22 protein-coding genes are annotated in these 23,148 nt (G+C 60.5%); 15 read left to right on the top strand and 7 right to left on the bottom strand.

Going from position 1 to position 23,148, the window contains the following annotated elements; genetic code table 11:
• The first annotated feature begins 37 nt into the window (after positions 1-37).
• Complete coding sequence (locus DQN55_RS13380) at positions 38-910, top strand: LysR family transcriptional regulator (RefSeq protein ID WP_048382001.1); 873 nt, start codon at positions 38-40, stop codon at positions 908-910.
• Here DQN55_RS13380 and DQN55_RS13375 read toward each other — a convergent pair.
• Positions 891-2,801 carry an avidin/streptavidin family protein gene (locus DQN55_RS13375; RefSeq protein WP_048382003.1) on the bottom strand — a complete coding sequence of 637 codons (1,911 nt, stop codon included), beginning with the start codon at positions 2,799-2,801 and terminating at the stop codon, positions 891-893. The genes DQN55_RS13380 and DQN55_RS13375 overlap by 20 nt on opposite strands.
• 96 nt (positions 2,802-2,897) lie before the next feature.
• Between DQN55_RS13375 and DQN55_RS22535 the strand changes: the two genes are divergently transcribed.
• The gene (locus tag DQN55_RS22535; RefSeq protein ID WP_268876082.1) at positions 2,898-3,020 is read left to right on the top strand and encodes a hypothetical protein; all 123 of its coding nucleotides are present in this window, start codon (positions 2,898-2,900) and stop codon (positions 3,018-3,020) included.
• A gap of 89 nt (positions 3,021-3,109) precedes the next feature.
• On the opposite strand, the gene alr is transcribed toward DQN55_RS22535, so the two are convergent.
• Both alr and DQN55_RS13365 read right to left on the bottom strand, forming a co-directional pair.
• Positions 3,110-4,339 (bottom strand): alanine racemase, encoded by a 1,230-nt coding sequence (gene alr, locus DQN55_RS13370; RefSeq protein WP_048382005.1) that lies wholly within the window; start codon positions 4,337-4,339, stop codon positions 3,110-3,112.
• 180 nt (positions 4,340-4,519) lie between these two features.
• The gene (locus tag DQN55_RS13365; protein ID WP_082150751.1) at positions 4,520-5,854 is read right to left on the bottom strand and encodes an amidohydrolase; all 1,335 of its coding nucleotides are present in this window, start codon (positions 5,852-5,854) and stop codon (positions 4,520-4,522) included.
• Between the two features lie 252 nt (positions 5,855-6,106).
• Between DQN55_RS13365 and DQN55_RS13360 the strand changes: the two genes are divergently transcribed.
• The 8 genes from DQN55_RS13360 (at position 6,107) to catA (ending at position 13,851) form a co-directional block, all read left to right on the top strand.
• Positions 6,107-7,063 (top strand): AraC family transcriptional regulator, encoded by a 957-nt coding sequence (locus DQN55_RS13360; protein WP_048382006.1) that lies wholly within the window; start codon positions 6,107-6,109, stop codon positions 7,061-7,063.
• A 571-nt stretch (positions 7,064-7,634) separates the two neighbouring features.
• A complete protein-coding gene (gene benA / locus DQN55_RS13355) occupies positions 7,635-8,993 on the top strand; it encodes a benzoate 1,2-dioxygenase large subunit (protein WP_048382008.1) in 1,359 nt (452 codons plus the stop codon).
• Entirely contained in the window at positions 8,990-9,478 is a 489-nt protein-coding gene (benB, locus tag DQN55_RS13350) for a benzoate 1,2-dioxygenase small subunit (RefSeq protein ID WP_048382011.1), read from the top strand. Before benA ends, benB begins: the two co-directional genes overlap by 4 nt.
• Positions 9,479-9,548: 70 nt before the next feature.
• A complete protein-coding gene (benC, locus tag DQN55_RS13345; protein WP_048382012.1) occupies positions 9,549-10,562 on the top strand; it encodes a benzoate 1,2-dioxygenase electron transfer component BenC in 1,014 nt (337 codons plus the stop codon).
• A 62-nt stretch (positions 10,563-10,624) separates the two neighbouring features.
• The gene (locus DQN55_RS13340; RefSeq protein ID WP_048382014.1) at positions 10,625-11,386 is read left to right on the top strand and encodes a 1,6-dihydroxycyclohexa-2,4-diene-1-carboxylate dehydrogenase; all 762 of its coding nucleotides are present in this window, start codon (positions 10,625-10,627) and stop codon (positions 11,384-11,386) included.
• Positions 11,387-11,429: 43 nt separating this feature from the next.
• The gene (locus tag DQN55_RS13335) at positions 11,430-12,551 is read left to right on the top strand and encodes a muconate cycloisomerase family protein (protein WP_048382019.1); all 1,122 of its coding nucleotides are present in this window, start codon (positions 11,430-11,432) and stop codon (positions 12,549-12,551) included.
• A 27-nt stretch (positions 12,552-12,578) separates the two neighbouring features.
• Positions 12,579-12,869, top strand: coding sequence for a muconolactone Delta-isomerase (catC, locus tag DQN55_RS13330; RefSeq protein WP_048382021.1), 291 nt, complete (start codon positions 12,579-12,581; stop codon positions 12,867-12,869).
• A gap of 55 nt (positions 12,870-12,924) precedes the next feature.
• Entirely contained in the window at positions 12,925-13,851 is a 927-nt protein-coding gene (gene catA, locus DQN55_RS13325; RefSeq protein WP_048382024.1) for a catechol 1,2-dioxygenase, read from the top strand.
• Between the two features lie 51 nt (positions 13,852-13,902).
• On the opposite strand, the gene DQN55_RS13320 is transcribed toward catA, so the two are convergent.
• Complete coding sequence (locus DQN55_RS13320) at positions 13,903-14,655, bottom strand: AraC family transcriptional regulator (RefSeq protein WP_048382026.1); 753 nt, start codon at positions 14,653-14,655, stop codon at positions 13,903-13,905.
• A 98-nt stretch (positions 14,656-14,753) separates the two neighbouring features.
• Here DQN55_RS13320 and DQN55_RS13315 point away from each other — a divergent pair, with 98 nt between their 5' ends.
• Complete coding sequence (locus DQN55_RS13315) at positions 14,754-15,881, top strand: MFS transporter (protein WP_048382028.1); 1,128 nt, start codon at positions 14,754-14,756, stop codon at positions 15,879-15,881.
• A 10-nt stretch (positions 15,882-15,891) separates the two neighbouring features.
• Here the strand turns inward: DQN55_RS13315 and DQN55_RS13310 are convergent, their stop codons facing one another.
• Entirely contained in the window at positions 15,892-16,782 is an 891-nt protein-coding gene (locus DQN55_RS13310) for a LysR family transcriptional regulator (protein WP_048382030.1), read from the bottom strand.
• Between the two features lie 153 nt (positions 16,783-16,935).
• Between DQN55_RS13310 and DQN55_RS13305 the strand changes: the two genes are divergently transcribed.
• From DQN55_RS13305 to DQN55_RS13295, 3 genes are all read left to right on the top strand, one after another.
• On the top strand, positions 16,936-17,709 hold the full coding sequence (locus DQN55_RS13305) for an SDR family NAD(P)-dependent oxidoreductase (RefSeq protein ID WP_048382034.1): 774 nt from the start codon (positions 16,936-16,938) through the stop codon (positions 17,707-17,709).
• Positions 17,710-17,768: 59 nt separating this feature from the next.
• Positions 17,769-19,058 carry an MFS transporter gene (locus DQN55_RS13300; protein WP_048382236.1) on the top strand — a complete coding sequence of 430 codons (1,290 nt, stop codon included), beginning with the start codon at positions 17,769-17,771 and terminating at the stop codon, positions 19,056-19,058.
• A 98-nt stretch (positions 19,059-19,156) separates the two neighbouring features.
• Positions 19,157-19,897 carry a FadR/GntR family transcriptional regulator gene (locus DQN55_RS13295; protein ID WP_048382035.1) on the top strand — a complete coding sequence of 247 codons (741 nt, stop codon included), beginning with the start codon at positions 19,157-19,159 and terminating at the stop codon, positions 19,895-19,897.
• Between the two features lie 39 nt (positions 19,898-19,936).
• Here DQN55_RS13295 and DQN55_RS13290 read toward each other — a convergent pair whose 3' ends face one another.
• Both DQN55_RS13290 and DQN55_RS13285 read right to left on the bottom strand, forming a co-directional pair.
• On the bottom strand, positions 19,937-20,758 hold the full coding sequence (locus DQN55_RS13290; protein WP_048382036.1) for an NAD-dependent epimerase/dehydratase family protein: 822 nt from the start codon (positions 20,756-20,758) through the stop codon (positions 19,937-19,939).
• A 93-nt stretch (positions 20,759-20,851) separates the two neighbouring features.
• Positions 20,852-21,577, bottom strand: coding sequence for an oligogalacturonate-specific porin KdgM family protein (locus DQN55_RS13285; protein WP_048382037.1), 726 nt, complete (start codon positions 21,575-21,577; stop codon positions 20,852-20,854).
• A 358-nt stretch (positions 21,578-21,935) separates the two neighbouring features.
• Between DQN55_RS13285 and DQN55_RS13280 the strand changes: the two genes are divergently transcribed.
• A complete protein-coding gene (locus DQN55_RS13280) occupies positions 21,936-23,090 on the top strand; it encodes a mandelate racemase family protein (RefSeq protein ID WP_048382038.1) in 1,155 nt (384 codons plus the stop codon).
• The last annotated feature ends 58 nt before the right edge of the window (positions 23,091-23,148 follow it).

The raw sequence follows: 23,148 nt of genomic DNA, 5'->3' as shown, positions 1-23,148 counted from the left end.
AATCATGCCAATCAGTGGCATCAGGAATGGTGACCTCGTGTTCGACCCCCAGTTGTTACGCAGCTTTGTCGCGGTGGTGGATTGCGCCAACTTCACCCGGGCCGCGGAACGCCTGCACCTCACACAATCCACCGTCAGCCAGCAAGTGCGGCGCCTTGAACAGGGCCTGGATTGCAAGTTGCTCGACCGGGATCAGCGCCGGGTGCAGGCGACGGCCGAGGGCGAACGGCTGTTGGGTTACGCCCGGCGCATCCTGGCCCTGCATGAAGAGGCGAGTGATGTACTGCTCCACCAGCAAAACGAAGAGGTGTTGCGCCTTGGGGTTCCGGAGGACTTTGCCGCCGAGCGCCTGATGCCTTTGCTGTCACGCTTTGGCCTGGAGCATTCGAGTGTGCGCCTGGAGGTCACCAGTGGTCTCGGGCCAGAGTTGACCCGGCTCTATCGGCGGGGTGAGTTCGACCTGTTGCTGGTCAAGCAGATGGGAGCCAGCGACGATTGCCTGGTGTCCTGGCCGGAACCGCTGTGCTGGGTTGACAGCGACAGCACGCCAGCCCTGGGCCGGGATCCGTTGCCTTTGGTGACGTTCCCGGTCGGCGGATTGTATCGTCACGAAATGCTGTATCACCTGGAGGTCAATGACTGGCGCTGGCGCATTGGTTATTCAAGTTCAAGCCTGGCCAGTGTGTGCGCCGCCGTGGCCGCCGGGCTGGGTATCAGTTTGTTGCCGGTGCGGGTGGTGGGCACCGGGCACCGGATACTCGCGGCCGGCAGCGGCTTGCCGGATATTCAGGGGGTGCGTCTGGCGCTGTATGCGCGCAGTGGCCTGAGCCGGGCAGGCAAGGAGCTCGTGCAGCAGTTGCGTGAGCTGTGCCAGGCCAGTTGCAGCGAGGCTAGCGAGGCTTGCGCTTGAACGCGATCGGGGCAATTTGCGTTTGCACATAGGTTTGCGTGGGGGGCGTCGGCGCACTGGTAAGAATCAGCAGATTCAGAACGTCATCCTTGAGGTTCAGCGCGCCGCACAAAGACATGACGCTCGAAGCCTGCACGGCGTTGATGCTCACGGACTGCAAGGTCAGGTCGCTGGCCGAAGCACTGATGTCGGTGAAGCCGCAGACCTCGGTCTGGCCCTGTGCGGAGCTTAGATAGCCGTGGACCCGGCCCGGCAGGTCTGGCCCGGCAGCGTCGACAGTCAGTTTCAGGCGTGTCCCGTCTGCGGCTTTCCAGTTGCCGCTCAAGGGGTTCTTCGTCGTGGATCGTCGGGGTACGACAACAGTCGCGGTTGCGTTGGGTAGGGGTGGGGAACGCCGATAGACCAGTTTGTCGATGTAGTTACCCTGGTTGAACACCCCCGGGAAGTCGCTGCTCGCCACCAGCAAATGTGAGAGCGTCAGCACTTCTTCAGTGCCGATGACGCTGATCTGGCCGCACAGCCCGGATGACCAGTTCCTGCTGGGGACGGCCGGTGTCTTGTCTATGGTTTGCCAGCCGATGGCGAGGGCCACGGGCCGTCCCAGGTTGTGCGCCGGGTCGGTACCCAGTTGGAATCCGCTCACTTCATAGGTTCCGGTGGCCCCGGTCGAGGACTGATAAAGACCGCTCACCCGATTGCCGGAAACGCTGAGGGTCATCATCGAGCCGTAGTCGTTTTTCCAGGTACCGGCCACCGACCCTGCAGAGTCGGGCGGGATTGGCCGCTTGGCTGGCAAGCCGGGGGTGAAACGGCGTGACGAAGAACGGCTGATGATCCGGGGGCCGTCGGGGCGATTGAACAGCCAGATGCCGACGGGTTCGAGTGAATGGCCGTGCGACCTGCCCGCGACGACCCGGTACTCGTAAACCGTGTAGCAATGCTCCATCACCAGCGAGCCGACCAGCACCAGATCGGGCAGGCCAATCGGCTCGAACTGCGGACGTGTCTGACCGTGCTCCGGTCCTTCTTCAATCAGCACATTGTACTGATCGGGCCCCAGAGTGATCTCGCCGTCGGCAAAACCGAGGACGACCTGCGAATCCCCTCCGTGGGTAATGCGTTCCAGGGTTTGCCGCATCAACCGGTCATCGCCCTTGAATCGGGAGGAGCCGGAGTCCAGGGCAAAGCTGATATCGGTCGCCAGGGTTTCGCCGTTGACCGAGTAGCTGTTCAGTTCAGTCGACCAGATGTATTCCATGCCGGGTTGCGCGAGGTACGGCGACCACGGCAGGAACACATGGGGGCCCTGGATTTTCGACGCCTCCACGGCGCCCATCCGGCAACTGCCGCGACGGGTCAGCGGGTCCCAGTCGAAACTGACATAGGGTTGGTCCGGGTTGATCTGTCCATTTTCCAGCAACGCCTGGAACAGCAGTGATGGATGACTTTCAAGGTCAGGGGCGCTCGAGGGCAGGCCGATTCCGCCGTCCCAGTCCAGTTGGCGAAACTGCTTGCCCGCGTAATGGGCCGCCAGAAACAGCTCCATCTCCAGTGCGGCACCATTGGGCATCGTCACCACGTCGGCCCCGTACTCCACCTGCATCGTGCCCCAGGGGCCGAAGCTGAACGGGTGCTGCGTGCTGTCTCTGAAGGCAAAGGTCCGGGAGGCCAGGTAATCAAAGCGATTGCCCGCGAAATGCTGGCATTGGTCAGGCGGGCAAAGTGTCGACGACACCCAGGTGATGTGGGTGCCGGTGTCGATCGCCAGCTTCAGCGGTTGAGGTGGGGTGCCCACGGTGACGGTGGCGTACCACGGTGAGGCGCCGTTGTTCTGGAAGGGGCCGCGGTGCATGGGAAACACCAGCCCGTCCGCCAAGGAATGTGTACTCATGGGAGATTCCGTTTCTGTGCTCGGGTTCGGCGCAGTGAAAGGCTCTCCGGCAGTCGGGAGCCCGTTTCAGGAGGGCATGGCGACTGCGGTTCATCCATGCCCCAGTGCGCATTCAAGTGGATTTGCCTGGCGATGGATGCCGGGCAGACACGCGCTGCACTGTCGGAAACCGCCATGTATTCCAGGTGCACCGATTACGGGAGTGTCGAAGGTGTGTGAAGGGCGCGCGGGGTGATGTCACTGGGAGGGGAAGTGCGGTATGCGCGGCAGGACAGAGGCCGCTGCAGCGGCCTCGTTCAATATACGGTTTACTGATCTTTCAGGATTTTAGGGTTGGAATTGCCCCACACGGTATACAGATCCGCAAGCAGTGCACCGTTGATGTCTTCGATCTCAGCCTGGGTAATCTCGGCCTTGCCCTGGTGCCCGAACAGCACCACTTCATCGCCGCTTTTCACATCCGGCGCGTCAGTGACGTCCACCATCAGGGTGTTCATCGAGACTTTGCCCACCACTGGCACGCGATGGCCGTTGATCAGCACAATCCCTTTATTGGTAAACGCGCGGCGGTAGCCGTCAGAGTAGCCGACGGTGATGTTGGCCAGCCGCGAGTCGCGGCCCAGGGTGTACGTGCGGTCATAACCGACGGTGTTGCCCTTGGGGTAGCTGTTGACCGACGCCACGTGGGACTTGAACTGCATGACCCGCTTGTACTCGGTGTGGGACGGTACGGTGTCGCCGAACAGCGCGCCGCCGGGGCGGACCATGTCCAGATGCGATTCGGGCACCTCCAGTGTGGCGAACGAGTTGGCCGCGTGCAGGGTGATCTTGCTGCGATCAAGCTGGGCCACGTTCATCAGCCATTGGGCTTGCTGATTGAAGGCCTTGAGCCCGGCACGCACGTCGGCAGCATCTTCGACCGCGAAGTGGGTCATGATCGCCCGCACTTCCAGGTTTGGCACCTTGGTGATAGCTACCGCATCACGACGGCCCTGAGCGGTGGTCATGTCCACTCCGTTACGGCTCATGCCGCTGGAATTCAGACCCAGGTGCACCACCAGCGGGCGACCGTGATCCTCGGCAATCAGGCTGGCCTTGACCGCGAAGTCCAGGTTGCCCACCAGCTCTTCCATGTTGTACGGCAGTGCAGCTTCCAGTTCGCTCAGGGCAGCGGTGCGCACGCGTATCAGTTGACCCTTGAAACCGCTCTCGCGCACGACGCGGGCTTCTTCGTTGCTGGCGACACCGACACAGGGAACACCCATGGCGATCACCGAGGGCATCAACAAGCCGATACCGTGGCCATAGGCATCCGCCTTGAGTACGGCGCAGATCTGCGACTTGCCGGCGAGGGCGGTTTGCAGAGTCCGTATGTTGTGCTCGAACGCGGCTTTATTGATTTCGACCCAGGCATTGCTGTCCTGGGTATTCACTTGAGCTACGCCGTCGGTCATCGACAGGGGTGGCGCAGCAAAGGCCGGGTTTTGCAGCAATGCCATGCCAAGGGAAAGGGCGAGCAGGGTACGGGAGAAGGGCATTATCTGAATTTCCATGCATTATTTTTTTGGGCGCGCCTGTGCGCTGGCCGATACTAGGATCGGCCTGTGTGAATGTCACTCCCTCAGCCGCGGATCTGTCCGAAAGTGTCGTGGTGCGCTACAGACGTCTTGAAAAGGGTGGGCCCGGTCGTGTTCCGGGCCGGTGAGCTGCCCCGATTGTCATGACTTGTCAGCGCGGTCCGGGTAGTTCAGCACGAACTGCACATGGGCCTTAACCCCGGTGGCCAGGGTTGCATCGTCGGCGGTGAAGTAGGGGCTGTGATTGTTTGCAGCCTTGCTCATGTCCTGGTCCTCGGGGGTAGCTCCCAGAAACACGAACAGCCCCGGGACTTTTTGTGCGTAATACGAGAAGTCCTCGCTGGGGGACAGGGAAGAGGTCAGCGCGTGCACTTTGCCCGGGGCCGCCCGTTCCAGCGCCGGGATCATGGCTTCGGTCAGGCTCGGGTCATTGCGCGTGACCGGCGCAATATTGGCCACTACCAGTTTCGCTTCAGTGCCATAGGCGTTGGAGATGCCCTGGACCATTGGCGGCATTTCTTTCAGGAGGGTATCGCGGATAGTCGCGTTGTTGCTGCGAATGGTCCCGGTCATTTCCACGGTTTCGGGGATGATGTTGGCTGCAGAGCCGCCATTGAGGGTGCCAACGCTGATGACGCCCATGCCCTGGCTGAGGTCGACACGTCGGCTGACCAGCGTCTGCAGGCCGCCAATCACCGCCGAGCTGGCGACTATCGGGTCAACCCCGCTCCAGGGCGCCGAGCCATGGGTCTGCCGGCCCTTGAGGCTGATGCGGAAGGCGTCGCTGCTGTTGAGCACGGTGCCGGCTTTGTAATACAGGTGGCCGGTCGGATAGCCCGCCATCACGTGTACGCCGAAGATGGCTTCAACCTTGGGCGAGTCCAGCGCGCCATCGCGGATCATGGCTTGCGCACCAATCAGCGTATCGCTCTGGAATTCGTCCACGTCGGCAGCCCCCTCTTCGGCGGGCTGAAACAAAAACACCACTGTGCCTCGCACTTGATCGCGGTGTTGGGCCAGCACCTTGGCTGCGCCCAGCAACATCGCGGTATGGGTGTCGTGACCGCAGGCATGCATCACCGGGACCGTTTTACCCTGGCGTATGCCGCTGGCCTTGCTGGCAAAAGACAGCCCCGTCAGCTCCTTGACGGGCAGGGCGTCCATGTCGGCGCGCAGGGCCACGACCGGGCCGGGCAGGCCGCCCTTGAGGACACCGACGACACCGGTCTTGCCGACCTGGGTGCGCACGTCGATGTTCAGGGCCTTGAGCTGTTCGGCCACCAGGGCCGCGGTCTTGAACTCCAGGTTACCCAGTTCGGGGTGCTGATGAATTGTGTGGCGCAGGGCGATAACGTCCTGATTGACCGACGCAACCGCTGGATCGACCCAGGCAGGATCGGCCGCCTGGCTGGTGGTGGCCGTCAGTGCGCTGAACAACGCAAGGTACAAAGGGGCAGGGCGTAGACGCATAAACATGGAAGTGCTCGTGGGATTATTTTTAGAGGAGGCAGAGTATGTCGAGGCGCGGAACGGGACAAAGGCAGATGGCCGGTAATCGCCCGGAATCATGTTTTTTTGCGGAATGGGCAACAGCTCAACCACTGGGCGGATAGTGTTCGGTTATCGGCCTGTTGGCCGAGTATCTAATTGATATGTCAGCCCGCACGTAGGTACTCTGGCGTGCATGATGAGCAAAATAATTAAAAAAATTGATTGAGTGCCTAGCCGATGGATAGCCGCCTGCTGAGTGAGCGCAGTAGCGTGTTCCGACACGCAGACCCCCATGCCGTGTCTGACTATGTGAACCAGCATGTCGGCCAGCATTGTATCGGCCTGTCCAGGACCACCCGTCCCGAGGCCAGCCTCAACCACCGCAAATTTGCCGAGCTTGACCTGTGCCGTATCAGCTACGGCGGCAGTGTGCGTGTGACGTCGCCAGCCCTGGAAAGCATCTTCCACCTGCAGGTGCTGCTGCGTGGCAATTGCCTGTGGCGCGGCCCCAAGCGCGAGCACTATCTGGTGCCGGGCGAGCTGTTGCTGATCAACCCGGATGATCCGGTCGACCTGACCTACTCGCAGGATTGCGAAAAATTCATCCTCAAGCTGCCGGTCACGGTGCTCGAATCGGTCTGCGACGAGCAGCGCTGGAAACGCCCGGCCGGCGGTGTGCGCTTTTTGCGCAACCATTACCAGCTTGATGAGCTGGAGGGATTCCTCGGCCTGCTCGCGATGGTCTGTCAGGAATCCGAGGCCATCGACCCGCTGTTGCGGGTGCAGGAACACTACACGCAGATTGTCGGCAGCAAACTGTTGACGCTCATGACCACCAACATCACCCGCGAATGCCTGGCGTCGCCGAGCGCCAGCATCGAGCGCATCCTTGATTACATCGAGCGCAACCTGAAACAGGACCTCGGTGCCGAAGACCTGGCGGCGCAAGCCCGCATGAGCCAGCGTTCCTTGTATGTGCTGTTCGAGCGGGAACTGGGCGTGACCCCGTTGCAGTATGTCCGCCAGCGCAAGCTGGAGCGGATCCACAGTTGCCTGAGCGATCCGAGCTGTTCAGTGCGCAGCCTCACCGAGCTGGCCCTGGACTACGGTTTTCTGCACCTCGGGCGCTTTTCTGACAGCTATCGCCAGCAATTTGGCGAGCTCCCTTCCAATACCCTCAAACGCCGCCACTGATGCAGTAGCCTTCGTGCCTCGTCAGCGGCGACAGAGGTGATGTGGCGCGTGATCTGTAGCAGCGGACGAGTAGAACGATGCCGCGTCCGCTTGCGGCCTTAAAACCTGATACGCCGAGAGACCTGGATTGGCGACTGCTGCGCAGCCGGACGTAGCCTCGCTGAGCTCGTCAACTGCTACGAACACCTGTCGCCGCTGGCGAATGTGGCGCGTGATCTGTAGCAGCGGACGAGTAGAACGAGGCCGCGTCCGCTTGCGGCCATAAAACCTGACCCGCCGAGAGACCTGAACTGACGACTGCTGCGCAGCCGGACGTAGCCTCGCTGAGCTCGTCAACTGCTACGAACACCTGTCGCCGCTGGCGAATGAGGCGCGTGATCTGTAGCAGCGGACGAGTAGAACGAGGCCGCGTCCGCTTGCGGCCATAAAACCTGACACCCCGAGAGACCTGAACTGAATCTCAAACGCCCTCTGCGGTAAACGGATAGCGATCTGCAGTAATTGGATATTGCCGTGGGTATCGACTCCCTACTCTGATCAGGCCTGAACAATAACAACGGAGGCCCTGGCCATGTCCCTGGGAATCGATTACTTGAATGCCATGCTTGAGGAAGACAAGGAGAAGGGCGTCCACCGCTGCAAGCGGGAAATGTTCACGGATCCTCGTCTTTTCGACCTTGAAATGAAACACATCTTCGAGGGCAACTGGATCTACCTGGCGCACGAAAGCCAGATCCCCAATATCAACGACTTTTTGACCACCACCATCGGGCGCCAGCCGATCTTCATCGCGCGCAACAAGGCCGGTGAGTTGAATGCGTTCCTCAATGCCTGCAGCCACCGGGGTGCGATGTTGTGCCGGCACAAGACCGGCAACCGTTCCAGCTATACCTGCCCGTTCCACGGCTGGACGTTCAACAACAGTGGCAAGCTGCTCAAGGTCAAGGATCCGAGCGAAGCCGGCTACCCTGAAGGCTTCAATTGTGAAGGCTCCCACGATCTGACCAAGGTCGCGCGTTTTGAATCCTATCGCGGCTTTTTGTTCGGCAGCCTGAACCCGGACGTGACCTCGCTCGCCGAGCACCTGGGCGAGTCGGCGAAGATCATTGACATGATCGTCGACCAGTCGCCGGAGGGCCTGGAAGTCCTGCGCGGTTCCAGCTCGTATATCTACGAGGGTAACTGGAAACTCGCCGCCGAGAATGGCGCCGATGGCTACCACGTCAGCTCCGTGCACTGGAATTACGCGGCGACTCAAAACCAGCGCGCGTTGCGTGAAGCCGGCGAAGAAATCAAAACCATGAGCGCTGGCAGCTGGGCCAAGAGCGGCGGTGGTTTCTATTCCTTCGACAATGGCCATTTGTTGCTCTGGACCCGTTGGGCCAACCCTGAAGACCGTCCGGCCTATGAGCGTCGCGATGAGCTGGCCCGCGATTTCGGCAAGGCCCGTGCTGACTGGATGATCGAGAACTCGCGCAACCTGTGCCTGTACCCGAACGTTTACCTGATGGACCAGTTCAGTTCGCAAATCCGTATCGCCCGGCCGATCTCTGTCGACAAGACCGAAATCACCATTTACTGCATCGCACCCAAGGGCGAGAGCAGTGAAGCCCGTACCAAGCGTATTCGCCAGTACGAAGACTTTTTCAATGTCAGTGGCATGGCCACCCCGGATGACCTTGAGGAGTTCCGCTCCTGCCAGACTGGCTACGGTGCCGGCCGCGGCTGGAACGACATGTCTCGCGGCGCGACTCACTGGGTCGAGGGGGCCGACGAGGCCGCCAAAGAGATCGATCTCAAACCGTTGTTGTCAGGTGTGCGTACCGAAGATGAGGGCCTGTTCGTGCTGCAACACAAGTACTGGCAGGAAGTGATGCTCAAGGCCGATGCCGCCGAGCAGGAACTGATCCCCGTGGAGGCCGTGCAATGAGTACTTCCCATGACATCGTGCGTGACTTCCTGTACCGCGAAGCGCGTTATCTGGACGACGGCCAGTGGGACCAGTGGCTGGAGCTGTATGCCAGCGACGCCACTTACTGGATGCCTTCCTGGGATGACAACGACACGCTGACCGAAGACCCGCAGAGCGAAATCTCGCTGATCTGGTACGGCAACCGTGGTGGCCTGGAAGATCGTATCTTCCGGATCAAGACCGAGCGCTCCAGTGCGACCATGCCTGACACCCGCACCTCACACAATCTGAGCAATATCGAGATCGTCGAGGAGGCCGATGGACTGTGCCACGTGCGTTTCAACTGGCACACCCTGAGCTTCCGTTACAAGACCACGGACAGTTACTTCGGGACCAGCTTCTACACCCTTGACATGCGTGGTCCCCAGCCACTGATCAAGGCCAAGAAAGTGGTGCTGAAAAACGATTATGTCCGTCAAGTCATCGACATCTACCACATCTGATCAACGGGGTGACGAGTGGCTGGAGGCGCCTGAGGGCGATCCGGGCTCGGCATTGCGTGCGAGGTACATCATGAGCTTTCAGATCGCGCTCAACTTTGAAGACGGGGTGACCCGATTCATCGAAGCCACTGGCAACGAAACCGTGGCCGACGCTGCCTATCGCCAGGGCATCAATATTCCGCTGGACTGCCGTGATGGCGCCTGCGGTACCTGCAAATGTTTCGCTGAAGCCGGTCGCTACGAACTGGGTGACGACTTCATCGAAGACGCCCTCAGCGACGACGAGGTTCAGCAAGGTTATGTGCTGACCTGCCAGATGCGCGCCGCCAGCGATTGTGTGTTGCGTGTGCCGGCTTCATCCACGGTGTGCAAGACTCAGCAGGCCAGTTTCGAAGCCTCCATCAGCGATATACGACAGTTGTCTGAAAGCACCATCGCGCTGTCGATCAAGGGCGAGTCGTTGAGCAGCCTGGCATTCTTGCCGGGGCAATACGTCAACCTGCAGGTGCCGGGCAGCGAGCAGACCCGCGCCTATTCGTTCAGCAGCCTGCAAAAGGGTGGCGAAGTCAGCTTCTTGATTCGCAATGTCCCGGGCGGCCTGATGAGCAGCTTCCTGACCGGTATCGCCAAAGCCGGCGACAACATGACCCTGGCCGGGCCCTTGGGCAGCTTTTACCTGCGTCAGATTGATCGCCCGCTGCTGCTGCTGGCTGGCGGCACAGGGCTGGCGCCGTTCACGGCGATGCTCGAAAAAATTGCCGAGCAGGGCAGCCCGCACCCGGTGCATTTGATCTACGGCGTGACCAACGACTTCGACCTTGTGGAGCTGGACCGCCTGCAAGCCTTGAGCGCTCTCATTCCCAATTTCAGTTTCAGTGCCTGCGTGGCCAACCCGCAGAGCCAGCATCCGCTCAAGGGCTATGTCACCCAGCACATCGAGCCGACCCATCTCAATGAGGGTGACGTCGACGTGTACCTGTGCGGGCCACCGCCGATGGTGGAAGCGGTCAGCCTGTATATCCGCGAGCAAGGCATTACCCCGGCCCACTTCTACTACGAGAAGTTCGCTGCCTCAGCTGCTTGATCCTGTTTTCGGGGTCGCACCATGAACGATTCGGGTGCGATCCCTTTTTAATCGAGGTTGTCATGAACCCTAGATTCGACAACAAAGTCGCGCTGGTGACCGGCGCCGCCCAAGGTATCGGTCGTCGTGTCTGCGAACGGCTGCTGGCTGAGGGCGCACAAGTGATCGCGGTGGATCGCTCCGAGCTGGTTCACGAGCTGCAAGGCGAGGGCGTACTGACCCTGACCGCCGACCTTGAACTCTATACGGACTGCGCACGGGTGATGGCCGCCGGGGTTGAAGCCTTTGGCCGCCTCGACGTGTTGATCAATAACGTCGGCGGTACCATCTGGGCCAAGCCCTTCGAGCATTACCAGGTCGAAGAGATCGAAGCCGAAGTGCGCCGTTCGCTGTTCCCCACGCTGTGGTGTTGCCACGCCGCGTTGCCCTACATGCTCGAACAGGGCAGCGGTGCGATCGTCAACGTGTCGTCCATCGCCACTCGCAGCATCAATCGCGTGCCTTACGGTGCAGCCAAGGGCGGCGTCAATGCGCTGACCGCCTGCCTGGCGTTCGAGAACGCCGAGCGCGGCATCCGGGTCAACGCCACGGCACCCGGCGGCACCGAGGCTCCGCCCCGGCGCATTCCGCGCAATGCCGCCGAGCAGAGCCCGGAGGAGAAGGGCTGGTATCAGCAGATCGTCGACCAGACCCTCGACAGCAGCCTGATGAAGCGCTACGGCACCATGGACGAACAGGTCGGCGCGATTCTGTTTCTGGCCAGTGACGAAGCGTCCTATATCACCGGCGTGACCCTGCCGGTCGGCGGCGGTGATCTCGGCTGATACCGCCGAGTCGCCTGCACCTTCACCTGAGTGGAAGACTGAAATGAGCCAAGCCCTGATTGAAAGCCTGACGACCCTCATCGTCGACCTGCCGACCATCCGCCCGCACAAGCTGGCGATGCACACCATGCAGAAACAGACCCTGGTGATCCTGCGCCTGCGTTGCAGCGACGGCATCGAAGGGATCGGCGAGGCCACCACCATCGGTGGGCTGGCCTACGGTTACGAAAGCCCGGAAAGCATGAAGGCCAACATCGATGCGCACCTGGCACCGATGCTGGTGGGCATGGCTGCCGACAATATCAACGCGGCCATGCAGACCCTGGACAAGATCGCCAAGGGTAACACCTTCGCCAAGTCCGGGATTGAAAGCGCATTGCTCGATGCCCAGGGCAAGCGCCTGGGCCTGCCGGTCAGCGAGCTGCTGGGCGGTCGTGTGCGCGACAGCCTGGAAGTGGCCTGGACGCTGGCCAGCGGCGACACGGCCCGTGACATCGCGGAAGCCGAGCAGATGCTGGACGTGCGACGTCACCGGATCTTCAAACTGAAGATCGGCGCCAATCCGCTGGAGCAGGACCTCAAGCATGTGATCGCGATCAAAAAGGCCCTGGGTGACCGGGCCAGCGTACGTGTTGACGTCAACCAGTATTGGGATGAATCCCAGGCGATTCGTGGTTGCCAGGTGCTGGGTGACAACGGTATCGATCTGATTGAGCAGCCGATCTCACGGGTCAACCGTTCGGGGCAGGTGCGTCTGAACCTGCGCAGCCCGGCCCCGATCATGGCTGACGAGTCCATTGAAAGTGTCGAGGATGCGTTCAGCCTGGCCGCGGACGGCGCTGCCAGCGTGTTTGCCCTGAAGATCGCCAAAAATGGCGGCCCTCGCGCTGTGCTGCGCACTGCCCAGATCGCCGAAGCGGCCGGGGTCGCCCTGTATGGCGGGACCATGCTCGAAGGCTCGGTGGGCACCCTGGCCTCGGCCCATGCGTTCCTGACGCTCAAGCAACTGACCTGGGGCACCGAGCTGTTCGGGCCGCTGCTGTTGACCGCCGACATCATTACCGAGGCGCCGCAGTATCGTGACTTCGAGCTGCACATTCCGCGTACGCCGGGGCTGGGCCTGACCCTGGACGAAGAGCGCCTGGCGCACTTCCGTCGCACTTGAACCCACTGCCTCTTTTAGGAGAACACCATGCTATTCCACGTGAAAATGACCGTGAAACTGCCGGTTGATATGGACCCGGCCAAAGCGGCCAAGCTCAAGGCCGACGAGAAGGAGCTGGCTCACCGTCTGCAGCGCGAAGGCACATGGCGGCACCTGTGGCGTATTGCCGGGCACTACGCCAACTACAGCGTATTCGATGTGGCCAGCGTCGAGGCGCTGCACGATACCCTGATGCAACTGCCGTTATTCCCGTACATGGATATCGAAGTCGATGGGCTCTGCCGCCATCCGTCCTCGATTCATGACGACGACCGTTAAGGCGTTCGCTATCCCGTTCAAATTCCTTGCATAAGAACAAGATGAGGTGAGCAGCATGACCGTGAAAATCACTCACACAGACGCTATCCAGAGCTTCTTCAAAGAAGCCGCCGGCTTTGGTAACGATAACGGCAGCCCGCGCTTGAAAAGCATCATTCTGCGTGTACTGCAAGACGCCGCCAAAATCATCGAAGACCTCGATATCACGGAAGACGAGTTCTGGAAGTCGGTGGATTACCTCAACCGTCTGGGTGGTCGCTCGGAAGCCGGCTTGCTGGTTGCAGGCCTGGGCATCGAGCACTTCCTTGACCTGCTGCAGGACACCAAAGACGCCCAGGTTGGCTTGACCGGCGGTACACCGCGGACCATCGAAGGTCCGTTGTATGTGGCCGGGGCGCCGATCTGTAACGCTGAAGCGCGCATGGACGACGGCAGCGAAGAGGGCGTCGCCACGGTCATGTTTCTGGAGGGCCAGGTGCTCGACACCCTGGGCAAACCGGTTGCCGGTGCGACGGTGGACCTGTGGCACGCTAACACCAAGGGCACTTACTCGTTCTTCGATCAGAGCCAGACCGAGTACAACCTGCGCCGCCGCATCATCACCGACGCCGAGGGCCGCTATCGCGCCCGCAGTATCGTGCCATCGGGCTATGGCTGCGATCCGCAGGGCCCGACCCAGGAATGCCTGGACTTGCTGGGTCGCCATGGCCAGCGGCCGGCCCACGTGCATTTCTTTATCTCGGCGCCGGGGCACCGTCACCTGACCACCCAGATCAACCTGTCGGGCGAGAAGTACCTGTGGGATGACTTCGCCTACGCCACCCGTGAAGGGCTGGTCGGTGAGGTGGTGTTCCACGAGGATGGCGCCCGCGGTGTGGCGGGCCGTTATGCCGAACTGAAATTCGACTTCCAGCTGCAACAGGCCGTCGATACCGCCGCCGAACTTCGCAGCCACCGTCCACGGGCGCTGCAGGAAGGTTGATTGACCAGACCGGCACGGGTCGCCCTGGCCCGTGCCGGTCTTTGCAGGCGATTACTTGAAATATCCCCGCGGCGTACAGCCCGTCATGCCTTTGAAAAACGCGATGAACGCACTGTCGCTGGCAAAGCCCAGCTCATCAGCACAGCAATCAAGACTACGGCCGGTGGCGAGCAGTTCGACGGCACGCAACAGCCGCCATTGCTGATAACCCATCCCTGTTTCTCGCCTGAAGATACGGCCGATGGTCCTGTCGCTGGCCCCTACGCGTGTGACCAGCGTTTGCAGGTCGGGGGGCAATTGCTCAAGGTTCTCCAGCAACGGCGACAGGCGCCTGTCTACGGGCAGGGGCAACAGCATCGGTTGTGCAGGGGCGGCGGCGATTTCATCGAGGCACAGGCTGAGCAGGTGGAACGGTTTGCCGTGATGCCAGTCAGTCTTGAACGGTGCCTCGCAAATGCTTTCCAGCACGGCACGCAACAACGAGCTGACCGACATCACCTGCACATGATCGGGTAACTGCCGGGACAGCGTTTGATCCAGGTAGACCGAGCGATAGTCCACCGTCTGCTGCATGACGGCCCGGTGCTCAACGCCGGGCGGAATCCAGGCAACCTGGGTCGGTGGCAGCATGCACACTTGATGGTCGAGCGTAATGCGCGTGCATCCTCGCTGGGTGAAGAGCAGTTGCCCGCAGCGATGGCGATGCAAGCCCGAGTCGTGATTGCCCAGCAAGGCACCGATGCCGATCACCGGGGTGTCCAATTGATCGGGGTCAAACGGGCTATCGGCCTTGAGCCAGGGCATAGGTTGTTCGATTTCATGGGTTATTTGACGTAATCCGGATAATACGCCGAAAACGGCTGATTAAAATCCTCGCTCAATTCCCTGTTGAGCCTTGCTTGATGAATCTGAAAAGCCTCCTGCCGCTGGCCATTGCCTTGCTGATGTTCCCGCAAATCGCCCAGACCCTCTACAGCCCGGCGTTGTCGGACCTTGGGCTGGCATTGGCCGTAAGCCCGCAACAAGCGGCCCAGACCCTGTCGGTGTTCTTCCTGGCGTTTGCCGTGGGTGTAGTGATCTGGGGGCGCCTCAGTGATCGTCTGGGGCGACGCCTGACGTTGCTCGCAGGCTTGGCGCTGTACGCTGTGGCGACGGGGCTGGCATTGAGTGCCAGGCGCCTCGAAGCGTTGCTGCTGGCCCAGGCCGTGGCGGCATTTGGGGCTGCCGTTGCTTCGGTAGTGACTCAAACGGTCTTGCGTGACCGCTACCGCGGCGCCGAGCTGGCCCGGGTGTTTTCGCTGGTGGGCATTGCCCTGGCGGCCAGCCCCGCGCTGGGGTTGGTGGCCGGCACGGGGCTGGTGCATCTGTATGGCTATCGCGGCGTGCTGGCCTGCCTGTTGCTGCTGGCGCTGTTGCTGGGTGGCTGGTGCACATGGGCCTTGCCGGAAACCCGTCCGGTCGACGTGCCCGTGGCGCCGCTGGCCGACACCTTGTGGCGGATGCTTAAAGATGGGGACATCTGGCGCTGCGCTGTGCTCGTCAGCGCGTTTAACGTTGCCTTGTTCAGCTATTACAGCCTTGGACCTTTCATGTTTGAAAGACTGGGCCTGACGCCTCAGGCATTTGGTCAGAGCGGGGTGCTGCTGGCCCTGGGCTCGGGCTCCGGCGCGTGGCTAAACAAGACCCTGCTCAAGCGCGGTTTCGGCAGCGCGGCCCTGGTGAAAATGGCCAGCGGATTGCTGTTGGCGGGAGCCATTCTGGTCGGGCTGCTGCAGGACAGCGGTCTGTTCGCCTGGGCGATGCTGGGCGTGGTGCTGGCGTTCGGCATGGCGATTCCCAATGTCCTGGGGGCAGCACTGACGGCGTACCAAGACCGTCTGGGTACTGCCGGAGCGTTGTTTGGCTTGCTGTATTACCTGCTTATCGGCGCTGCGCTGTCGCTGGTGGCCTGGGGGCAGAGTTTGAGCCTGACCTTGTTCGCCTGCGCCGCCGCAGCGCTGCTGTGCAGTCACCGCACTGCTGGCGGGTGAAGCGAGACCGTCATGGCGCGGGAGGGAGCAGCAGTTCGTTCATCAAATTGAACACGGTGTTTTTCACGGCGCTGTTGAGATCAACCCAGGCCAGCCCGGTGGATGCCCGGTAACTGCCCAGGTCCAACGGTCGGGAGATGACATTGGCGGGCAGTGCGCGGGCGGCATTGGCGGGCAGCAGGCCAACACCCAGGCCGGCAGATACCAGCGCGAGCATGGTGGTGAACTCGCCCAGCTCCGAGGCGATGGCCAGCGGTGTTCCTTGGCTGTTCAGGGCCTGCATCAGCGCATCATGGAAGCCCGGGGCGTAACGTCTGGCCAGCATGAAGACCGGGATGCGGGCCAGATCTGCCGGGTGCAGGGTGTCGCACGCCACCAGCGGGTGATCGCCGGGCAGGGCAATGCTGAACGATTCCTGCAACACCTCACGGGTTTGAATGCCCGGGATGACGGCGGGCAAGCGCATCAGGCCAAAGTCGAGCTGGCCATTGATCAATGCAGCCGCCTGGTCAGGCCCCGGCATGTCCTTGAGTTCCAGCTCTATGCCCGGAAAGCGCGCATGCAGCGAGCGGATCAGCGAGGGCAGCAGGTGCGGCAACACCGATGACACAAAACCCAGACGCACACGACCGATTTCACCGCGTCCACCGGCTTTGGCCACCTGCACCGCATGGGCCGATTGAGCCAGCGTGGCGCGTGCCTCGGGCAGGAACAGTACGCCCACTTCCGTGAGCATGACCGAGTGCCGATTACGCTCGAACAAGCGCACCCCCAATTCTTCTTCCAGCATTTTTATCTGCATGCTCAGTGCTGGCTGCACGATCGACAGGCGTTGCGCGGCGCGCCCGAAGTGGAGCTCTTCGGCCAAGGTTACAAATGAGCGCAGGTGTTTGATTTCCAATGATGATCTCCGGGTTGAACAGCCATGTACGAAGGGTGATCAAAATCCTTGATCACCCGATCATGAATGACGATTGGACGCTGCTGTTGACCTCAGGTGAAGTGGCGGCAGGTCGAAAACAATCAATAAAAATGTCTGTTTGTGGAGTACAGCATGTCATTCACTACCACTAGCTTCCAGCTTGACGGGCGGCGAGCCTTGATCACCGGTTCATGCAAAGGCATCGGACTTGAGCTGGCCCGGGGATTGGGTAGCGCCGGTGCCAGTCTGGTGATCAACGATCGCAATCTACAAAAAGCCCAGGCCGTGGCCAGCCAACTGCGCGACGAAGGGCTCAGCGTAGAAATCGCGGTGTTCGATGTCACGGACCGCACGCAGTTGCGCGAAGCGATCAACGGGTTTGAAGCGCAGACCGGGGCCATCGATATCCTGATCAACAACGCCGGCATTCAGCGCCGCGCGCCCCTGGAAGACTTCAGCGCCGAAGACTGGCACGAGCTGATGCGGGTCAATCTGGATGGCGTGTTCCATGTTTCCCAGGCGGTGGCGCAGCACATGATCGCTCGTGGTCGCGGCAAGATCATCAATATCTGCTCCGTCCAGAGCGAACTGGCGCGTCCGACCATCGCGCCCTACGCGGCGTCCAAAGGCGCGGTCAAGATGCTCACAAAAGGCATGTGCGCCGAATGGGCGCGTCACGGCATCCAGGCCAATGGCCTGGCCCCCGGTTACTTTGCGACCGAGATGAATCGCGCCCTGGTGGATGACCAGGGGTTTTCCGAATGGCTGTGCAAGCGCACCCCGGCGGGCCGTTGGGGGCGAGTCGAGGAGCTGTGCGGCGCCGCGGTGTTCCTGGCTTCGTCTGCATCCGACTTTGTCAACGGTCAAACGCTGTTCGTGGATGGAGGATTGACCAGCGTGGTTTGAGTCGTTACCTAAAAAAACAATAACAGGGGATTCCCATGAGCACTCTCAAAGAACACACCATGGCGCTGGATGCCCTGGACGGTCAACGCACAACGGCGCAGGCAACCTCAAGGGGCTTTGCGCCCAGACGCTGGTGGTACCTGATACCGCTGATTTTCATTACCTACAGTCTCGCGTACCTGGACCGCGCCAACTATGGCTTCGCCAGCGCGGCGGGGATCGAGCAGGACCTGGGCATCACCAAGAGCACCTCGTCGCTGATCGGCGCGTTGTTTTTCCTGGGTTACTTTTTCTTCCAGGTGCCGGGCGCGATCTACGCGCAGAAGTACAGCGTGCGCAAACTGGTGTTCTGGAGCCTGATTTTGTGGGGCTTTTGCGCCATGGCCACGGGACTGGTGACCAATATCCCGATGCTGATGGTGATTCGGGTGTCACTGGGCATCGTCGAGGCGGCCGTAATGCCCGCGATGCTGATCTTCATCAGTAACTGGTTCACGCGCAAAGAGCGTTCGCGGGCCAACACCTTTCTGGTGCTGGGCAACCCGGTCACCGTGCTGTGGATGTCAGTCGTGTCGGGCTACTTGATTCACGCCTGGGGTTGGCGCGAGATGTTCATCATCGAAGGCGCACCGGCGGTGATCTGGGCGTTTGTCTGGTGGCGGATGGCGAGGGACAAGCCCGAGCAGGTCGATTGGCTGACCCGACAGGAGAAAGACCAACTGGCCGCCACCCTGGCCGATGAACAGAAAGGCATGAAGACCGTCCGCAACTACCGCCAGGCGTTCACCAGCCCGGTGGTGATCCAGCTCTGCTGTGTGCACGCGCTGTGGAGCATCGGTGTCTACGGCTTCATCATGTGGCTGCCGAGTATCATCAAGCAGGCCGCGGCAGCCGATATCGTGACGGTCGGATGGTTGAGCGCGGTGCCTTATGTGGCTGCTGTCGCGGCCATGCTGGTTGTGTCCTGGGCTTCGGACAAAACCCAGCAGCGCAAACATTTCGTCTGGCCGCTGCTGGTGTTGGGCGCTCTGGCATTCTTTTGTTCGTACCTGCTCGGGTCTTCGCACTTCTGGTTATCGTTTGCCCTGCTGACCCTGGCGGGCGGTGCGCTTTACGCACCATACGGACCGTTTTTCGCCCTGATTCCGGAGATCCTCCCGGCCAACGTGTTTGGCGGCGCGATAGGCCTGATCAACGCCTGCGGGGCTTTGGGGGCTTTTCTCGGTTCGTGGATCGTGGGTTACTTGATTGGCCTGACCGGTAACCCCGGAGCGGCGTATATCTTCATGACCGTCGGCGTGCTGTCTTCGGCACTGCTCATGGCATGGGTCAAGGTGGGGCGTGGATAAGACACTGAAGTGATGCGCATCCTGCGGATGAGTATGTTGTCGTACAACTGCTTGGGCTATGATGGGCGTTCATTCGTAAACCCAACGCAAGGCCCTTGATGGACAACCCGAACGTCCAACCCGGTGCTCGCCGAAAGCACCGCAGTCTGGCTGAAGAGCTGGTCACCGAGCTGTCCCGGCGTATTCGTGACGGTGAGTTGGCCAGTGCCGAAAAGTTGCCCACCGAGTCTCAAGTCATGAAGGAGCATGGTGTGAGTCGCACCGTGGTCCGCGAGGCGATTTCCCGCCTGCAGGCGGCGGGGCTGGTGGAAACCCGTCACGGCATCGGCACTTTTGTGCGAGATATTCCAAGTGCAAGCGGTTTCAATATCGACCCCGCCAGCATTGTCACCCTGCATGACGCGCTGGCAGTTCTTGAGCTGCGTATCAGTCTGGAGGTCGAAGCCGCCGGTCTGGCCTGCGCGCGGCGTACCGATCAACAACTGCAATTGATGCGTGACTCGCTGGATGCCCTCAATTCCAGAGCGGTGAGTGTGGACTATGCGGTGTCGGCCGATTTCCAGTTTCACCAGCAGATTGCACTGGCGACGGGTAACCGTTATTTCACCGACATCATGCTGCACCTCGGACTCAGCATTATCCCGCGTACTCGGGTGCATTCCGCGCGGCACATGCCGAACGCGGAACCCTATCTCGAACGCCTGACCCGTGAGCACGAAGACATTTACCAGGCGATTGCGCGGCGCGATGCCGACGCCGCACGGGCAGCCATGCGCCTGCACCTTTCCAATAGCCGTGAACGGATGCGCAGGGCATACGAGACGACGGCCAAGAGCTGAGCCGGGCAGGGCGCTGCGCTGCCGTGAGTGACCGGCACGTCAGTCGCCAAACGGCCCGGCAGCGGTAAAAGCGCCTCCTTGATACAGGCTGTCGGGGTCGCTCATGGCCGGTTGAGGCTGGCATTCGACCTGTGGGCGAAAGACTTCGGAGCTGTCTGCGGGTTCAAAACCCAAGTGCGCGGCGTGCCGGTTGTCCCACCATGCATCGCGGTTGTCCGACATGCCGTAAATCACCGTATGGCCGACATCAGGCGCCAGCAATGCACGTGTCACCAAATGATCCAGGTCGCCATAACTCAGCCAGGTCGAAAGCATCCGTCGATTGCGCGGTTCGGGAAACGAGGAGCCGATTCGCAGGCTTACGGTTTCGATGCCGTAACGGTGAAAGTAAAAGGTCGCCATGTCCTCACCGTAGGCTTTGGACAACGCGTAATAGCCGTCCGGCCGGCGCGGGGTGTGGGCGTCGAGCGGGGTGTCCTGCGAATAGAACCCGGTGACGTGGTTGGAGCTGGCAAAGACGATCCGCTTGATGCCGTGGAGGCGCGCCGCCTCATAAATATGGAAGGTGCCGCGAATATTGGCGTCGAGAATGTCCTCGAAGGCCCTTTCGACTGAAATGCCCCCCAGGTGCACGATGGTGTCGACGTCCTTCACCAGGGCTGCCACCCCGGCCTTGTCGGCGAGGTTGCAGGTGATGACTTCATCATGTGCGCCGCGACTCGGCGCCATCGGGCTGATGTCCGAGGCTCGGACAATGGCAGCGTGGGCCTGCAGGGTTTCTCGCAGTATCTGGCCCAAACCGCCGGCGGCGCCTGTCAGCAGAATGCGGTGGAAAGGTTTGGGTAAGGGGGAGGTAGTCATGATCAGGTATTCCATTGGACGGTGGTGAGTGCCGGTAACGGGAGTGACGCGGCCTGGCTGCCGATGCGCGACAGCCAGAGCGCTCTTTTTGACTTACATGAAGTTGTACTGAACCCCCAGACGCCAGCGGGCCTGACGATCGTCGCTAGTGGCGTTGACCTTGATGTCGCCGATTTCCATGAACGGTGCCCATTGTTTGGACAGCTTGTATTTGACGGCCAGGTTCTGTTCGTAATCGCTCTTCTTGTTGTCATAGCGGATGTAGTCGGTCTTGAAATAAATGTACTGGTATTCCAGGGCCCACTTGCTGGCCGGGGTATAGCCGAGCCAGCCCTCCAGCCGGTGAGTGGTCTGGTTATCCTTGGCGCGATCGGGGATATCTGCGTTGACCTGGTCACGATCAAGCTTTCTGGCGTCATGGCGATAACGCACGGCGGTGTAGAAGGTGTCGTTGATTTTGTAGGCGTACTTCAAGCCCAGCTTGTAAGTCGTCGCGTCCTTGGAGCTGTCGATCTGCAAGGCCGGTGTTAGCGTCGATTGCGGGCTGAGCTTGTAGTTGTAATTGACGGTCAGCTCGTGGCCGTTATTAACGATGTTGTCGTACGCCACATCTTCTCGATCCCCGGCCGTGCGGTATTTCAGTTCCCCCTCAAATCCCAGGCCGCTGTCCATGCGGTAGCTGAGCTTGATCCGATCAGCATGAATACTGTCGTCCTCAGTGAACTGATGGCGGTAGTTGATGCTGGCGGAATCGGCATTGACGCAGAACGGCAGACACAGGGTCGCAACAGTTACGAGCGTACGTAATGGATTGTTCATACGGCCTTCTTTTATTGTTTTTTTGGAGTGCGTGTGAGGGGCAATCGGCAATCGGTTGTTACGGGAAGACGTCATTTTTGCGCGCAGATATACGTTATCGTACGACATTGGGGGTGTCTACGGGTTATAAGGCAATTTGTTACATCTTGAAACATTTGAGCGGTTTTTTGACTGGGTTGTCTCTTTAGTTGTTGTCTTTAAAAGCCCAGTAAACATTGGGTTTAAAAGTGTTTTTGGATAGATTTCGGGTTTTATTCAGATGTTTTAAGACGTCTTTTCAAATGTTGTACGATGACTTATGATCATTTCAACAGGCGACAGACCTGCCACACATCCAATAAGAAGGCTTAAGACGTCCATGAGAATTACTGCAGTCAACGTCCAGGTGTTTTCCTACCCGACCCGCCGCGCAGTAGACAGTGCCGGCCATGCCCATCCCGGCGATGTTGCCCAGGCCCAAATGGCGCTGTTGCGCATCCAGACCGAGGATGGCAATGAGGGATATGCCTTTGGCGCGCCTGAGTTGATCCGGCCCTATGTGCTCGACGGTTTTGTGCGCAAGGTACTGGTCGGGCAAAACGCCTTCGATCGCGAAAAAATCTGGCACGAACTGGCGCACTGGCAACGTGGTAGCGCCAGTCAATTGACTGATCGCGCGCTGGCGCTGGTGGAGCAGGCGTTGTGGGATTGGGCGGGGCGCAAGCTGGGCGTGCCGGTGCACAAGCTCATCGGCGGTTTCCGCGACAAGGTGCCGGCGTACGGGTCCACGATGTGTGGCGATGAACTGCCGGGTGGATTGGCAACCCCTGAAGATTACGGGCGTTTTGCCGAGACCCTGGTCAAGCGTGGCTACAAGGCAATCAAGCTGCACACCTGGATGCCGCCGGTGTCGTTTGCGCCCAGCCCGCGTATAGATATCAAGGCCTGCGCCGCCGTGCGAGAAGCGGTCGGCCCGGACATCGCCCTGATGCTCGATGGTTATCACTGGTACAGCCGTACCGACGCGCTATATATCGGCCGCGAACTGCAAAAGCTCGACTTTGCCTGGTTTGAAGAACCGATGATGGAAGACTCCGCCGAGTCTTATGCCTGGCTGGCAGGGCAACTGGAAATCCCGGTGCTGGGCCCGGAAACCCTGGCCGGTAAACACTTGAGCCGCGCCAGTTGGGTGAAGCACGACGTCTGCGATATTTTGCGTGCCGGTGTAGCGGGTGTCGGGGGGATTGCACCTTGCCTGAAGGTGGCGCACATGGCCGAATCCTTTGGCATGGATTGCGAAATTCACGGTAACGGGGCCGCCAACCTGGCGGTGGTCGGCGCGATCAAGAACTGTACCTGGTATGAGCGCGGGCTGTTGCACCCGTACCTGGATTACGACGAAGTGCCGGCCTATCTCAAGCGACTGGTTGATCCAATGGACAGCGATGGTTTTGTACACCTGTCGGATCTGCCAGGCCTGGGCGAAGAGATCGATTTCGATTTCATCGAGACCCATACCCTCACCCGCTTTTGATCCGTACACGGGCTGCCCGGTCATGACGGGCAGCCCGAGAGCCGTATAACTATAAGAA

Origin of the sequence: Pseudomonas taetrolens (genome assembly GCF_900475285.1) — a bacterium.
In the GTDB taxonomy this organism is placed as follows: Bacteria; Pseudomonadota; Gammaproteobacteria; order Pseudomonadales; family Pseudomonadaceae; genus Aquipseudomonas; species Aquipseudomonas taetrolens.
Note: the sequence above shows the minus strand (reverse complement) of the source record. Positions and strands in the feature narration are given on the sequence as shown.

Coding starts and splice junctions, on each gene's coding strand:
- DQN55_RS13335 (WP_048382019.1), top strand. CDS start 11,430: ATGAGCCAAGCCCTGATTGAAAGCCTGACGACCCTCATCGTCGACCTG.
- DQN55_RS13285 (WP_048382037.1), bottom strand. CDS start 21,577: ATGAACAATCCATTACGTACGCTCGTAACTGTTGCGACCCTGTGTCTG.
- DQN55_RS13300 (WP_048382236.1), top strand. CDS start 17,769: ATGGCGCTGGATGCCCTGGACGGTCAACGCACAACGGCGCAGGCAACC.
- DQN55_RS13315 (WP_048382028.1), top strand. CDS start 14,754: ATGAATCTGAAAAGCCTCCTGCCGCTGGCCATTGCCTTGCTGATGTTC.
- DQN55_RS22535 (WP_268876082.1), top strand. CDS start 2,898: ATGCCCCAGTGCGCATTCAAGTGGATTTGCCTGGCGATGGATGCCGGG.
- DQN55_RS13340 (WP_048382014.1), top strand. CDS start 10,625: ATGAACCCTAGATTCGACAACAAAGTCGCGCTGGTGACCGGCGCCGCC.
- alr (WP_048382005.1), bottom strand. CDS start 4,339: ATGCCCTTCTCCCGTACCCTGCTCGCCCTTTCCCTTGGCATGGCATTG.
- benA (WP_048382008.1), top strand. CDS start 7,635: ATGTCCCTGGGAATCGATTACTTGAATGCCATGCTTGAGGAAGACAAG.
- catC (WP_048382021.1), top strand. CDS start 12,579: ATGCTATTCCACGTGAAAATGACCGTGAAACTGCCGGTTGATATGGAC.
- benB (WP_048382011.1), top strand. CDS start 8,990: ATGAGTACTTCCCATGACATCGTGCGTGACTTCCTGTACCGCGAAGCG.
- DQN55_RS13360 (WP_048382006.1), top strand. CDS start 6,107: ATGGATAGCCGCCTGCTGAGTGAGCGCAGTAGCGTGTTCCGACACGCA.
- DQN55_RS13365 (WP_082150751.1), bottom strand. CDS start 5,854: ATGTTTATGCGTCTACGCCCTGCCCCTTTGTACCTTGCGTTGTTCAGC.
- DQN55_RS13295 (WP_048382035.1), top strand. CDS start 19,157: ATGGACAACCCGAACGTCCAACCCGGTGCTCGCCGAAAGCACCGCAGT.
- DQN55_RS13320 (WP_048382026.1), bottom strand. CDS start 14,655: ATGCCCTGGCTCAAGGCCGATAGCCCGTTTGACCCCGATCAATTGGAC.
- DQN55_RS13290 (WP_048382036.1), bottom strand. CDS start 20,758: ATGACTACCTCCCCCTTACCCAAACCTTTCCACCGCATTCTGCTGACA.
- DQN55_RS13305 (WP_048382034.1), top strand. CDS start 16,936: ATGTCATTCACTACCACTAGCTTCCAGCTTGACGGGCGGCGAGCCTTG.
- catA (WP_048382024.1), top strand. CDS start 12,925: ATGACCGTGAAAATCACTCACACAGACGCTATCCAGAGCTTCTTCAAA.
- DQN55_RS13375 (WP_048382003.1), bottom strand. CDS start 2,801: ATGAGTACACATTCCTTGGCGGACGGGCTGGTGTTTCCCATGCACCGC.
- DQN55_RS13280 (WP_048382038.1), top strand. CDS start 21,936: ATGAGAATTACTGCAGTCAACGTCCAGGTGTTTTCCTACCCGACCCGC.
- benC (WP_048382012.1), top strand. CDS start 9,549: ATGAGCTTTCAGATCGCGCTCAACTTTGAAGACGGGGTGACCCGATTC.